The following is a 13,871-nucleotide window of genomic DNA, read 5'->3' as shown; positions in this document are numbered from 1 at the left end:
GGCGTCATTGTGCAAGCGCCGATCGCGCGGCCTGTTGCCCAGAGCGCACGGCGCCCTCCAGAGTGGCAGGGTAGGGGCCCTCGATGTAGTCGCCGCAAGCCCACAGGCCGGGCTCGATCCGGGATGGCGGGCGCTGCAAATTGGCGGTGCAGGCGAAGGTGGCACGACGGTCGGCATGGCTGCGCAGCAGGCGCGCCTGGCCCAGCCCGGGCACCTGGGCGGCAACCTGCGCGCGCACGGCATCGGTCAACGCCGCGCGTCCTTCCGGCAGGCGGCCCGCCAACGCGCTGCCCACGGCCGCGAAGCGTCCAGGGGTGCCGCCGATGGCCTGCAGGTCGAACAGGAACTGTGCAGGTGCGCCGCGCAAGGCCACCATGGGAGCGGGCAACTGCACGGCGTCGGCCTCCAGATAGACGGTCAAGATGGCTTCGCTCTGCAATGCGGCAGTGCTGGCGGACCAGGCGGGCGCGACGGGCGCACACAGGCGAGCGGCCTCGGTGGCGCTGCAGGCCAGCAGCACCCGCGTGCAGGGCTCACCGTCCAGCAGCCACCCCCCCGCTTCGCCCGCCTGCAGGGCTTGCACGCGGCGCCCCAGCTCGATCTGGGCACGCTGCGCGCGCAGCCAGCGGGCCGCGGGCTCGGGTAACAACTGATCCAGCGGACGGCGCGGCAAGAGCAGGTCGGCCGCGCCGGGGCCGCCCAGCAGGGCATCGCGCAGCACGCGCAGGAACACGCTGGCACTGGCCTGTTCGATCGGCGTGTTCAGCGCCGCGATGCACAAGGGTTCGAACAAGTCCTCGCGCACCGCGGCGGGCAAGCCGTGGCAGAGCCGGGCCACGCTCCATTCGCGCGGGCAGCGCAGTCCGCGCAGCAACAGGCCTACGCCCCAGCGGGCCAGGGCCAGGCGCTCGCGCAGCTGCCAGCCAGGGTGGCCCGCCACGGCCTGCACCAGCGCCAGCGCCGCCGGTCGCCCCGCCGGCCAGCGCAGGCCGCGGCCTTGTGCGTCCACCAGGGTCAGCGGGCCGCGCCACAGCAGGGTCTGCGGGTCGGCGCCCACCAGGCGCATCAGATCCAGGGTGTGGCGATAAGCGCCGATGAGGATGTGATGCCCGCTGTCGAGTGCGTCGTCGCCCGCGCTCAGGCTGCGCGCCCGGCCCCCCAGCTGGGGCGCCATCTCCAGCAGGCGCACGCGGGCGCCGGCCTGCACGGCCTGCACCGCGGCCGCGATGCCGGCCCAGCCCCCCCCGACGATCGTGAGGTCCGGGCTCAACGGCCGCGCCAGTTGGTGCGCATGGCGATCCACAGCTTGCGCAAGGGTGTGAGGGCGATGCGCTGGTGCAGCACCTGGAAGTGCTCGGCCTCCAGTTCGCACAGCAAGGCGCGGTAGATGTTGGCCATCATCAGCCCTGGCTTCTGGGCCTGGCGGTCGGCCTCGGGCAGCAGGGCCAGCGCCTCGTCGTACAGGCGGTGCGCGCGCTCGGCCTGGAACTTCATCAGGGCCGTGAAGCGCTCGCTGTAGCCCCAGGGCGCTTCGCGTTTCAGGATCTCGTGGGCCTTGACGTCGAACTGCTGCAGTTCGTTCACCGGCAGGTAGATGCGGCCGCGACGGGCGTCGTCGCCCACATCACGCAGGATGTTGGTGAGCTGCAGGGCCAGGCCCAGCTTGTGGGCGTAGGCCACGGTCTGCTCCTGGGTGCGCCCGAAGATCGCACTGGCCACCTCGCCCACCACGCCGGCCACCAGATGGCAGTAGCGCTCCAGTCCGACGAAGTCCAGGTAGCGGGTCTGCTGCAAATCCATCTCGCAGCCTTCGATGACCGCGAGCAGGTGCCGGGCCTCGATGCCGTAAGGGGCTAGATGGGGACTGAGCGCCTGCATCGCCGGGTGGCTGGGCTGGCCGGCAAACAGGCGCTGAACCTCCTGGCGCCACCAAGCCAGCTTGGTGGCGGCAACGCCCGGGTCCTGCACTTCGTCCACCACATCGTCCACCTCGCGGCAGAAGGCGTAGAAGGCGGTGATGGCGGCGCGCCGCGGCGGGGTCAGGAACTTGAAGGCGTAATAGAAGCTGGAGCCACTGGCAGCCGCCTTGTCTTGCACGTATTGCTGGGGCGTCATGCGCGCGGGTCCATGCGCGCGGCGCGCCAGAGCAGGAGTGGGGCATCCCAGGCGCGCAGGCGCGGCCGGTGCAGCAGGGTGGCGTGGTTCATGGCGTGAATTTTCTCCGCCACTCGCAGGCCACCCTGAACGACCAGGCGCAGCTCCCAGCCCATGCGACCAGGCACGCGGAAGGGCAGGCTGGCGCCTTCGCGCATCAGCGCGCAGGCCCAGTCCAGTTCGCCCGCCACGCACAGGCGCAAGCTCGGGCTGTCGTGGCCATCCAGGACCTGCGCGACACTGCTGCCGGCCGCCTCCAGCCGGTCTGCCGGCAGATAGACCCGCCCCTTCAGCCGATCCAGCGACAGGTCCTGCCAGAAGTTGATCAATTGCAGGGCGGTGCAAATGGCATCGGAGGCCCGCAGCGCCGCGGCGTCCTGAATGCCGAAGAGATGCAGCAACAGGCGACCCACCGGGTTGGCCGAGCGCTCGCAGTAGTGCAGCAGCTCGACCCGGCTGGCGTAGCGCTGCACCCAGGTGTCCTGGTGGAAGGCGTCCAGCAGGGCCTCCAGCAGCGGCAGCGGCAGTTGGTGGTCGCGCAGGGCCTGCGCCAGCGGATGCAGCACTGGGCGCAGCGCGGGCTCGCAGGGCTGGCCCTGCGTGATGGCGCGCAGCTGGGAGCGTAGCTCGGCGATTGCCTGTTGCCGTTCGGCCACAGACGCGTTGCCCTCGTCCGCCAGGTCGTCGGCGTAGCGCGCGAATCGGTAGATGGCCAGGATGGGGGGGCGCAGCGCTGGGGGGCAGAGCCAGGAGGCGACCGGAAAGTTCTCCTGCTTGTGGCGTTGCGCGCTCGGAAGGGCAGATAAGGGCACGGCGCGCATTGTGTCTGCGGCTCTGCCACTGGAAGGAGCTCCAGTACATTAGCGGCGCATCTAAGAACATCGGCACGCCTGGGGGCGAAGCCGTCGATCCCAAAGAGGTTGCGATGACAGCTGCAGCGGGCGCCCATGGCAGGCGTCGGATGGGGGTTTGGGCCTTGGGCTTGGCCATGGGCGTACTGGTGAGCGGCTGCGGCCGCAAGGACGCCGAGCCGGCTCCCGAGCGTGCCGTGCGCACCCAGGTGCTGAAGGTGGCCCAGGCCGGCCAGACCCTGGAGTTTGCGGCCGAGGTGCGCGCCCGTACCGAATCGCGTCTCGCGTTTCGCGTGCCCGGCAAGGTGCTGAGTCGCAGCGTCGGCCTGGGCGACAGCGTCAAGGCGGGCCAGGTGCTGATGCGTCTGGATCCGGCCGACCTGAGGCTGGCCGCCGATGCGGCCGAGGCGGCGCTGACGGCGGCCAAGGCCAATCGCGACCAGCAGGTGGCCGATATCAAGCGCTTCCGCGAGCTCAAGAACCAGGGTTTCATCAGCGGCGCAGAGCTGGAACGCCGCGAGGCGGCCTTGCAGGCGGCGCAAGCCCAGTTCGAACAGGCCCGCGCCCAGGCCAAGGCGCAGCGCAACCAAAGCCAGTATGCGGCGCTGGAGGCGGACGCCGCCGGTGTCATCACCTCGGTGGATGCCGAGCCCGGCACCGTGGTGGCGGCCGGCACGCCGGTGCTCCGGCTGGCTCAGAAGGGCTCGCGCGACGTGGTGTTCCAGGTGCCCGAGCACCAGGTTTTGGCACTGCGCCAGCTGGCGGCGCATCCCGGCGCGCTGGCCGTGCGGTTGTGGGGTCAATCGGAGCTGCTGCCCGCCAAGCTGCGCGAGCTCGCCGAAGCCGCCGATCCGGTGACCCGCACCTTCACTGCCAAGGTCGACATCGGAGCCGAGGCGCCGGTGAAGCTGGGCCAGACCGCGACGGTGCTGCTCACCTCGCCCAAGCAGACCGGTGTTGTCAAGCTGCCGATGGCCGCGGTGTTCGAGGCCAAGGGCCAGACCCAGGTGTGGGTGCTGGACCCGGCCACGATGACCGTGCGCACCCAGGCCATCCAGGTGGCCGGGGCGGACGGCAACGAAGTGGTGGTCAGCAGCGGGCTGAGCCCGACCCAGGAAGTGGTGGTGGCGGGCGTGCACGCGCTGAGCCCGGGCCAGAAGGTGCGGCGCTACGGCGCACCGGCCGGCAAACCCTGAGCGGCCCAGGCGCAGCAGCATGAGCAACGCTTCCACGGCCGGCAACGGCAAGTTCAATGTGTCGCGCTGGGCGCTGGAGCACCCCGCGCTGACGCGATATCTGATGGCCGTCCTGCTGCTGGTGGGCTTCGCGGCCTATTTCCAGCTCGGACAGGACGAGGATCCCCCCTTCACCTTCCGCGCCATGGTGGTGCAGGTGTTCTGGCCCGGCGCCACGGCCCAGCAGATGGCCGAACAGGTCACCGACAAGGTCGAGCGCACGCTGCAGGAAGTGGCCTATGCCGACAAGATCCGCAGCTTCACCAAGCCCAATGAGTCGCTGACGATCTTCCAGCTCAAGGACAGCGTGCCGTCCAAGGACGTGCCGGGTACCTGGTACCAGGTGCGCAAGAAGCTCGGGGATATGCGCGGCACGCTGCCGCAGGGCGTCATCGGGCCCTTCTTCAACGACGAGTTCGGTGACGTCTACGGCACCATCTACGCACTCTCGGGCGATGGCTACAGCGCCGAAGAGCTGCGCCGCCATGCCGAGACCGTGCGCGCCAAGCTGCTGCGCGTGCCCGATGTGGCCAAGGTCGAGCTGTTCGGCGTGCAGCCCGAAAAGGTCTATGTCGAGATTTCGCACAAGAAGCTGGCGCAGCTGGGCATCGACATCACCCAGGTCATCGGCCAGCTGAATGCGCAGAACGCCGTCGAGGGCGCGGGCCTGCTGAACACGCCGGAAGGCAATGTCGGCGTGCGTGTCGAGGGGCAGTTCGAGAACCTCGACACCCTGCGCGATCTGCCGATCCGGGCCATGAACCCGCAGACCGGCCAGGCCAGCAGCCTGCGCCTGGCCGACATCGCCACCATCACCCGCGGCTATGCCGAGCCACGCGGCGTGACCGTGCGGCATCAGGGCCGTGAGGTCGTGGCCTTGGGCGTATCGATGGCCAAGGGCGGCGACATCATTCGCCTGGGCAAAGCCCTGCGCGAGGCCATGAAGACGGTCACGCCCGACCTGCCGGTAGGCGTGGAGCTCCAGCAGATTCAAGACCAACCGCAGGCCGTGCAGCGCTCTGTCGGTGAGTTCGTGCAGGTGCTCATCGAAGCCGTGGTGGTGGTGCTGGCGGTGAGCTTCATCTCGCTGGGCCTGCACACCCGGCCCTTGCGCATCGACATCTGGCCGGGCCTGGTGGTGGGCATCACCATCCCGCTGGTGCTGGCCATCACCTTCGTCACCATGTTCTATTGGGGCGTGGGCCTGCACAAGATCTCGTTGGGCGCTCTGATCATCGCGCTCGGCCTCCTGGTCGACGACGCCATCATTGCCGTCGAAATGATGGTGCGCAAACTGGAGGAGGGCCACGACAAGCTGCATGCCGCCACCTTTGCCTACGAGGTGACTTCGATGCCGATGCTGACCGGCACCCTGATCACCGCCGTGGGCTTCCTGCCGATCGCGCTGGCGCGCTCGGCGGTGGGCGAGTACACCTTCGCCATCTTTGCCGTCACGGCTGCGGCGCTGGTGATTTCCTGGGTCGTGTCCGTGTACTTCGTGCCCTACCTGGGCGCGCTGCTGCTGCACACCCGGCCCGCCTTGCCGGGCGAGGCGCACGAGCTCTTCGACACGCCGTTCTACACGCGCTTTCGCGCCGTCGTGCGCTGGTGCGTGGTGCATCGCTGGCTCACCATTGGCATGACGATTGGCGTGTTCGCGCTCGGTATCGTCGGCATGGGGCGGGTGCAGCAGCAGTTCTTCCCTGACTCCAGCCGGCCGGAAATCCTGGTCGACATGTGGCTGCCGGAAGGCTCTCCGATCCAGGCCACCGAGGCGCTGGCGCAGCGCTTTGAAAAGCGGCTGATGAAGGAGCCGGAACTGCAGTCCGTCAGCATCTGGGTGGGCAGCGGCGTGCCGCGGTTCTACCTGCCACTGGACAACATCTTTCCGCAAAGCAATGTGGCGCAGGCCATCCTGCTGCCCAAGTCCTTGAAGGAGCGGGAGGCGCTGCGCATGCGCCTGCCGGAGTTGCTGGCGGCTGAATTCCCGGAGGCCCGTGCGCGCACCAAGCTGCTGCCCAATGGCCCGCCGGTGCCTTACCCGGTGCAATTCCGCGTGATTGGCCCGGACCCCAAGGTGCTGCGCCAGTGGGCCGACGAAGCCAAGGCCCTGGTGCGAGCCAACCCCAATATGCGCGGGGTGAACGACAACTGGAATGAATCCATCAAGGTGCTGCGCCTGCAGGTCGATCAGGACAAGGCGCGGGCGCTCGGGGTGTCGAGCCAGAGCCTGGCGCAGGCGTCGCGCACGATCTTGTCCGGCACCACGGTGGGCCAGTTCCGCGAGAATGACCGCCTGATCGACATCGTGCTGCGCCAGCCCTTGGACGAGCGCAGCGCCATCACCGACCTGGCCAGTGCCTATGTGCCCACGGCCACCGGGCGTTCAATCCCGCTGTCGCAGATCGCCCGCCACGAGTTCGGCTTCGAGCCTGGCGTGATGTGGCGCGAGGGGCGGCAGTTCGCCATCACGGTGCAGGGCGATGTGGTGGAGGGCTTGCAAGGTGCCACCGTCAGCGGCCAGATCTGGCCCAAGCTGCAGGAATTGCAGCAGAAGATGCCGGTGGGCTACCGCATCGAGGTGGCGGGTGCCGTGGAGGAGAGCAGCAAGGGGCAGGGCTCCATCTTTGCCGGCGTGCCGCTGATGCTGTTCATTACCTTCACGCTGCTGATGCTGCAGTTGCAGAGCTTCTCGCGCTCGATGCTGGTGTTCCTGACGGGACCGCTCGGCATTGCCGGGGTGGCTGCCGCGCTGATCTTGCTGGGGCGGCCCTTCGGCTTCGTGGCCATGTTGGGGGTGATCGCGCTGATGGGCATGATCATCCGCAACTCGGTGATCCTGATCGATCAGATCGAGCAGGACCGCGAGCGCGGGGTGCCCGCTTGGTCGGCCATCGTCGAGGCCGCGGTGCGGCGCTTCCGCCCCATCGTGCTGACGGCAGCGGCTGCGGTGTTGGCCATGATCCCCCTGTCGCGCTCCGTGTTCTGGGGGCCGATGGCGGTGGCCATCATGGGCGGCTTGATCGTCGCCACGGCCCTGACCCTGCTGGCCCTGCCGGCCATGTACGCGGCTTGGTTCCGTGTACGGGTGCCGGGTCAGCGCCGCTGATTCCTGCGCTTAGCGCATTAGAATCGCGGGTTCGCCGAATCCAGGCTTCGAGCCGGCCGCGCAAGCGGCGGGCTCGGGCTATCCACCGCGCGGGTGGCGAAATTGGTAGACGCACCAGGTTTAGGTCCTGACGCCTTCACCGGCGTGCCGGTTCGAGTCCGGCCCCGCGCACCATCCACATTTAGAGATTTTGGCCATGGCCGTCACCGTTGAAACCCTCGAGAAGCTCGAACGCCGCATCACCCTGACCCTGCCCTCGGCAATGGTCAACAGCGAGGTGGAGAAGCGCCTCAAGAAGCTGTCGCGCACCGTGAAGGCCGATGGCTTCCGCCCCGGCAAGGTGCCGATGAGCTTCGTGGCCCAGCGCTACGGTGCCTCGGTGCAGTACGAGGTGGTCAGCGACCAACTGGGCGAGGCCTTCGCCAAGGCTGCAAGTGAGGCGCAGCTGCGCGTGGCCGGCCTGCCCAAGCTGGCGCAGAAGGACGTTGCGGGCGAGGGCGAGCTGGCTTTCGACGCAACCTTCGAGGTCTACCCCGAAATCAAGCTGGGCGATTTGGCCGGCGTTGAGGTCGAGCGCGTCAGCAGCGAGGTGACCGAAGAAGCGGTCGACCGCACCGTCGAGATCCTGCGCAAGCAGCGCCGCAGCTTCGCCCAGCGCGCCGCTGATGTCGCCGCTCAAGATGACGACCGCGTCACCATCGACTTCGAGGGCAAGATCGACGGCGAGCCCTTCGCCGGTGGCAAGGCCGAAGGTTTCCAGTTCATCCTGGGTGAAGGCCAGATGCTCGAGGCCTTTGAAAAGGCCGTGCGTGGCATGAAGGCCGGCGAGAGCAAGACCTTCCCGCTGACCTTCCCCGAGGACTATCACGGCAAGGACGTGGCCGGCAAGGAAGCCGATTTCCTCGTCACCGTGAAGAAGATCGAGGCGCAGAACCTGCCCGAGGTCAACGAGGCCTTCGCCAAGAGCCTAGGCATCAAGGAAGGCACCGTCGAGGGCCTGCGCGCCGACGTGCGCAAGAACCTCGAGCGTGAGGTCAAGTTCCGCGTGCTGGCGCGTAACAAGGCGGCCGCCATGGAAGCCCTGATCCAGGTGGCCGAGTTGGACCTGCCCAAGGCCCTGATCGAGGAAGAGGCCGGCCGCCTGGCCGAGCAGTTCCGCGAGCGCCTGAAGTCGCAAGGCCTGAAGGACGTCGAGAAGGTGCCGCTCCAGAGCGAGATGTTCGCTCCGCAAGCCGAGCGCCGCGTGCGCCTGGGCCTGGTGGTGGGCGAGCTGGTGCGCACCGAAAAGCTGCAGGCCAAGCCCGAGCAGCTGCAAGCTCATATCGAAGAGCTGAGCCAGAGCTACGAGAAGCCTGCCGAAGTGATGCGCTGGTACCTGAGCGACCGCGAGCGCATGCAGGAAGTCGAGGCCGTGGTCATCGAGAACAACGTCACCGACTTCGTGCTGGCCAAGGCCAAAGTCACCGACAAGGCCCTGCCGTTCGATGAGCTGATGGCGCAGGCCCAGGCCTGATCCGGGCCTCGGCCCAAGCAGGGCGCCGTGCCTTCCCGGGCCGGCGCCCTGGTCATTTCTGAGCCCCCATAATCGCCAGATTCAAGCCGTAGGAAACCCTTTCGAATGAGCGCGTTGGAAACGAGCAATCTGGGCATGGTGCCCATCGTCATCGAGCAATCCGGCCGTGGCGAGCGTGCGTACGACATTTACAGCCGCCTGCTGCGCGAGCGCATCGTGTTCCTGGTCGGGCCGGTGAACGATGCAACGGCCAATCTGGTCGTGGCGCAATTGCTGTTCCTGGAGAGCGAGAACCCGGACAAGGACATCTCGCTTTACATCAATTCGCCCGGCGGTTCGGTCAGCGCTGGTTTGTCGATCTTCGACACCATGCAGTTCATCAAGCCCCAGGTCAGCACCTTGTGCCTGGGCATGGCGGCCAGCATGGGCGCCTTTCTGCTGGCGGCCGGCGAGAAGGGCAAGCGCTTTGCGCTGCCGAATTCCAAGATCATGATCCACCAGCCGCTCGGCGGTGCTCAGGGTCAGGCCACCGACATTGAGATCCATGCGCGCGAGATCCTGAAGACCCGCGAGCAGCTGAACAAGATCCTGGCCGACCGCACCGGCCAGGCACTGGACAAGATCCAGAACGACACCGAGCGCGACTACTTCATGTCTGCCGCCGAGGCGGTCGACTACGGCCTGATCGACAAGGTCGTCGAGCGCCGCGCCTGAAGCGCCAAGCGCGGTTTTTCACTTGACAGGGCCCTGGGGGGGCTGGTCTATCATCGACCGCACCCCAGCCGCCGAGAGACACCCCATGGCAGACAAAAAAGGCGGCTCCAGCGAGAAGGTGCTGTACTGCTCCTTCTGCGGCAAGAGCCAGCACGAAGTCAAGAAACTCATCGCCGGACCCTCGGTCTTCATCTGTGATGAGTGCATCGAGCTGTGCAACGACATCATTCGCGACGAGGTGGCGGCCCCTGCGCCGGCCCTGCGCAGCGCCAAGACCGATCTGCCCACCCCGGCCGAGATCAAGACCACGCTGGATCAGTACGTGATCGACCAGGACGCTGCCAAGCGCACCCTGGCCGTGGCGGTCTACAACCACTACAAGCGCCTGCGTCACTTGGGTGAGGCCAGCAGCGAGGTCGAACTTAGCAAGAGCAACATCCTGCTGATCGGTCCGACCGGCTCCGGCAAGACCCTGCTGGCCCAGACCCTCGCGCGCCTGCTCAACGTCCCCTTCGTGATCGCCGATGCGACCACGCTGACCGAGGCTGGCTATGTCGGCGAGGACGTCGAGAACATCATCCAGAAGTTGCTGCAGAACTGCAATTACGACGTCGAGCGGGCGCAGCGCGGCATCGTCTACATCGACGAGATCGACAAGATCAGCCGCAAGGCCGACAACCCCTCGATCACCCGCGATGTCTCGGGCGAGGGTGTGCAGCAGGCGCTGCTGAAGCTGATCGAGGGCACGATGGCCTCGGTGCCGCCGCAGGGTGGGCGCAAGCATCCGAACCAAGACTTCCTGCAGATCGACACCACCAACATCCTGTTCATCTGCGGCGGCGCGTTTGATGGCCTTGAGAAGGTTATTCAAAACCGTTCCGAGAAGTCGGGCATCGGTTTTGGCGCCAGCGTCACCAGCAAGAGCGAAAAGCGCGTGGGTGAGCTGTTCAAGGAAATCGAGCCGGAAGATCTGATGAAGTTCGGCATCATTCCCGAACTCGTCGGTCGTCTGCCGGTGGTCGCCACGCTCAGTGAACTGAGCGAGGAGGCCCTGGTCAAGATCCTGGTCGAGCCCAAGAACGCGCTCATCAAGCAGTACCAGCAGCTGCTTGCCATGGAAGGCGTGGAACTGGATGTGCGCCCCTCGGCCCTGCAGGCCATCGCCCGCAAGGCCCTGAAGCGCAAAACCGGTGCGCGCGGACTGCGCTCCATCCTGGAAGCGGCGCTGATCGACACCATGTTCGATCTGCCGAGTCTCGATGGCGTGGCCCAGGTCGTGCTGGACGAGAGCAATATCGACGAGGGCAGCAAGCCCCTGCTGGTCTATCGCGAGGCGAAGGCCAGCGCCTGAACGCATTGGCACCGCGCCGCCCTTGTGGCGGCGCCCTATGGCCCCACATGGGTCTGACCGAGGCCGGTGTCCAGCCGATCTCAAGCCAAGAAGGATTCCCCAATGTCTGGTCAAACCCCCCTGCCGTCCGAGCTGCTGACGCTGCCGTTGTTGCCCCTGCGCGATGTGGTGGTGTTCCCGCACATGGTGATCCCGCTGTTCGTCGGCCGTCCGAAGTCCATCAAGGCGCTGGAAGCCGCGATGGAGTCGGGCCGCCAGATCATGCTGGTGGCCCAGCGCGCTGCGGCCAAGGACGAACCCAAGGCCGACGACCTGTTCGAGATCGGTTGCGTGTCCAGCATCCTGCAGATGCTCAAGCTGCCTGACGGCACCGTGAAGGTGCTGGTGGAAGGTTTGCAGCGTGCCCGCACGGTGGCTGTGCACGAGGTGACGGAGCACTTCACCGCCGAGGTGCTGCCGGTCTCGCCCGATGTGGCCCAGGCCCCTGAGATCGAAGCCCTGCGCCGGGCGGTGGTTCAGCATTTCGACCAGTACGTCAAGCTGAACCGCAAGATCCCGCCCGAGATCCTGACCTCGATCGCCGGTATCGATGATCCGGGTCGCCTGGCCGATACCATGGCCGCGCACCTTCAGCTCAAGCTGGAGGCCAAGCAGGCCGTGCTGGACCTCAGCGACGTGGCCAAGCGCCTGGAGAAGCTGCTGGAGCTGCTGGAGCACGAAGTCGACATCCTGCAGGTGGAGAAGCGCATCCGTGGCCGCGTCAAGCGCCAGATGGAGAAGAGCCAGCGCGAGTACTACCTGAACGAGCAGGTCAAGGCGATCCAGAAGGAACTGGGTGACGGCGAAGAGGGTGCCGACATCGAGGAACTGGAGAAGCGCATTCAGGCCGCCAAGATGCCCAAGGAGGCGCGCCAGAAGGCTGAGGGCGAGCTGAAGAAGCTGCGCTTGATGTCGCCGATGTCCGCCGAGGCCACGGTGGTGCGCAATTACCTGGACACCCTGATCGGTCTGCCCTGGTCCAAGAAGACCAAGATCAAGCACGACCTGCCGCTGGCCGAGGACGTGCTGAACGAAGACCACTTTGGCCTCGACAAGGTCAAGGAACGCATCCTGGAATACCTTGCGGTGCAGCAGCGCGTCGACAAGGTCAAGGCGCCGATCCTTTGTCTGGTGGGCCCTCCGGGCGTGGGCAAGACTTCGCTGGGCCAGAGCATTGCCCGTGCCACCGGCCGCAAGTTCGTCCGCATGGCCCTCGGTGGCGTGCGTGATGAAGCCGAGATCCGAGGCCACCGCCGCACCTACATCGGCGCGATGCCGGGCAAGGTGCTGCAATCGCTGACCAAGGTCGGCACGCGCAACCCGCTGTTCCTGCTCGATGAGATCGACAAGCTGGGTCAGGACTTCCGCGGCGACCCCTCGTCGGCCCTGCTGGAGGTGCTGGACCCCGAGCAGAACCACACCTTCAGTGACCACTACGTCGAGGTCGATTACGACCTCAGTGACGTGATGTTCGTGGCCACCGCCAACTCGCTGAACATTCCGCCGGCCCTGCTGGACCGCCTGGAAGTGATCCGCCTGTCCGGCTACACGGAGGACGAGAAGGTTCACATCGCCCAGAACTACCTGATCCCCAAGCAGCGCAAGAACAACGGCGTCAAGGATGAGGAGCTGGTGGTCGAGGAAAGCGCGATACGCGGCGTGATTCGCTACTACACCCGTGAGGCCGGCGTGCGTTCGCTCGAGCGCGAGATCGGCAAGATCAACCGCAAGGTGGTCAAGGGTCTGCAGCTGAAGAAGATGCAGGCGCCGGTGATCGTCAATGAGGACAACCTCAACGAGTTCCTGGGCGTGCGCAAGTACGACTTCGGCCGCGCCGAGAAGAAGAACCAGGTGGGGCAGGTCGTCGGCCTGGCCTGGACCGAGGTGGGCGGTGACTTGCTGACCATTGAGGCGGCGGTGATGCCCGGCAAGGGCGCCACCATCCGCACCGGTTCGTTGGGCGACGTGATGAAGGAATCCGTCGAAGCCGCGCGCTCGGTGGTGCGTTCGCGTGCCGCCCAACTCGGCATCAAGGACGAGCTGTTCGAGAAACGCGACATCCACATCCACGTGCCGGATGGCGCCACGCCCAAGGACGGCCCCAGCGCCGGTGCTGCGATGACCACCGCCATCGTCTCGACGCTGACCGGCATCCCGGTGCGCGCCGATGTGGCGATGACCGGCGAGATCACGCTGCGCGGCGAGGTGACGGCCATCGGCGGCTTGAAGGAAAAGCTGCTGGCCGCACACCGGGGTGGCATCAAGACCGTGCTGATCCCGGAAGAGAACGTCAAGGACCTGCAGGACATTCCGGACAACGTCAAGGAAAGCCTGGAGATCCTGCCGGTGCGCTGGGTCGAGAAGGTGCTGGAACTGGCGCTGGAACGCGCACCGGTGCCCCTGACGGAAGAGGAGCTGGCCGCCAAGCCGGCCGAAGCCAAGCCGGCGGCGGGTGAGGCCATCAAGCATTGACGCGAAGACGGGCGGCCCGCTTGTCGGGCCGCAAATTTCGCGTATAGAATGCGCGACTTCGCTGACGGCAGCAATGCACAAAGCGAAGCCCTGAAAAGGGTCGGTGCGGGAATAGCTCAGTTGGTAGAGCGCAACCTTGCCAAGGTTGAGGTCGCGAGTTCGAGCCTCGTTTCCCGCTCCAAGAATTCCGAAAAGGGGAGCTTGACCGGCTCCCTTTTTCATCCCGGTCACCAACCGGGGACTGGTCACAGCGGCGCGGTAGCAAAGCGGTTATGCCCCGGATTGCAAATCCGGTCAGTCCGGTTCGACTCCGGACCGCGCCTCCAGGAACAGTTTGTTTGCGGGAATAGCTCAGTTGGTAGAGCGCAACCTTGCCAAGGTTGAGGTCGCGAGTTCGAGCCTCGTTTCCCGCTCCAGATGCTGTGCCGTGCGT

At 66.6% G+C, this 13,871-nt stretch carries 9 protein-coding genes and 4 tRNA genes; 10 read left to right on the top strand and 3 right to left on the bottom strand.

The genetic code is table 11. The features are described 5' to 3' along the window. Nucleotides 1-4: 4 nt before the first annotated feature. The 3 genes from hpnE to hpnC are packed head-to-tail and all read right to left on the bottom strand — an operon-like array spanning nt 5 to nt 2,975. Nucleotides 5-1,270 (bottom strand): hydroxysqualene dehydroxylase HpnE, encoded by a 1,266-nt coding sequence (hpnE, locus tag ACE3QP_RS03170; RefSeq protein ID WP_374433492.1) that lies wholly within the window; start codon nt 1,268-1,270, stop codon nt 5-7. Then, nucleotides 1,267-2,115, bottom strand: a complete 849-nt coding sequence (hpnD, locus tag ACE3QP_RS03165; RefSeq protein WP_374433490.1) for a presqualene diphosphate synthase HpnD — start codon at nt 2,113-2,115, stop codon at nt 1,267-1,269. Before hpnD ends, hpnE begins: the two co-directional genes overlap by 4 nt. After that, complete coding sequence (gene hpnC, locus ACE3QP_RS03160) at nt 2,112-2,975, bottom strand: squalene synthase HpnC (RefSeq protein ID WP_374433488.1); 864 nt, start codon at nt 2,973-2,975, stop codon at nt 2,112-2,114. The genes hpnD and hpnC overlap by 4 nt, the downstream gene beginning before the upstream one ends. A gap of 140 nt (nt 2,976-3,115) precedes the next feature. Here hpnC and ACE3QP_RS03155 point away from each other — a divergent pair, with 140 nt between their 5' ends. The 10 genes from ACE3QP_RS03155 (at nt 3,116) to ACE3QP_RS03110 (ending at nt 13,854) form a co-directional block, all read left to right on the top strand. Then, nucleotides 3,116-4,201, top strand: a complete 1,086-nt coding sequence (locus ACE3QP_RS03155) for an efflux RND transporter periplasmic adaptor subunit (RefSeq protein ID WP_374433486.1) — start codon at nt 3,116-3,118, stop codon at nt 4,199-4,201. A gap of 19 nt (nt 4,202-4,220) precedes the next feature. Continuing rightward, nucleotides 4,221-7,349, top strand: coding sequence for an efflux RND transporter permease subunit (locus tag ACE3QP_RS03150; RefSeq protein ID WP_374433484.1), 3,129 nt, complete (start codon nt 4,221-4,223; stop codon nt 7,347-7,349). An 87-nt stretch (nt 7,350-7,436) separates the two neighbouring features. Continuing rightward, nucleotides 7,437-7,523, top strand: a tRNA-Leu gene (locus tag ACE3QP_RS03145). Nucleotides 7,524-7,545: 22 nt separating this feature from the next. Beyond that, a complete protein-coding gene (gene tig / locus ACE3QP_RS03140) occupies nt 7,546-8,862 on the top strand; it encodes a trigger factor (RefSeq protein WP_374433482.1) in 1,317 nt (438 codons plus the stop codon). Nucleotides 8,863-8,967: 105 nt separating this feature from the next. Then, complete coding sequence (clpP, locus tag ACE3QP_RS03135) at nt 8,968-9,576, top strand: ATP-dependent Clp endopeptidase proteolytic subunit ClpP (RefSeq protein ID WP_310739918.1); 609 nt, start codon at nt 8,968-8,970, stop codon at nt 9,574-9,576. A gap of 85 nt (nt 9,577-9,661) precedes the next feature. After that, the gene (gene clpX / locus ACE3QP_RS03130; protein ID WP_374433480.1) at nt 9,662-10,927 is read left to right on the top strand and encodes an ATP-dependent Clp protease ATP-binding subunit ClpX; all 1,266 of its coding nucleotides are present in this window, start codon (nt 9,662-9,664) and stop codon (nt 10,925-10,927) included. Between the two features lie 102 nt (nt 10,928-11,029). After that, nucleotides 11,030-13,438, top strand: coding sequence for an endopeptidase La (gene lon / locus ACE3QP_RS03125; RefSeq protein ID WP_374433478.1), 2,409 nt, complete (start codon nt 11,030-11,032; stop codon nt 13,436-13,438). A gap of 105 nt (nt 13,439-13,543) precedes the next feature. Next, a tRNA-Gly gene (locus tag ACE3QP_RS03120) sits at nt 13,544-13,619 on the top strand. 71 nt (nt 13,620-13,690) lie between these two features. Next, nucleotides 13,691-13,764 (top strand) — tRNA-Cys (locus ACE3QP_RS03115). A 14-nt stretch (nt 13,765-13,778) separates the two neighbouring features. Next, nucleotides 13,779-13,854, top strand: a tRNA-Gly gene (locus tag ACE3QP_RS03110). The last annotated feature ends 17 nt before the right edge of the window (nt 13,855-13,871 follow it).

It is taken from the genome of Inhella sp. (assembly GCF_041912635.1).
Taxonomy (GTDB): domain Bacteria; phylum Pseudomonadota; class Gammaproteobacteria; order Burkholderiales; family Burkholderiaceae_C; genus Inhella.
Note: the sequence above shows the minus strand (reverse complement) of the source record. Positions and strands in the feature narration are given on the sequence as shown.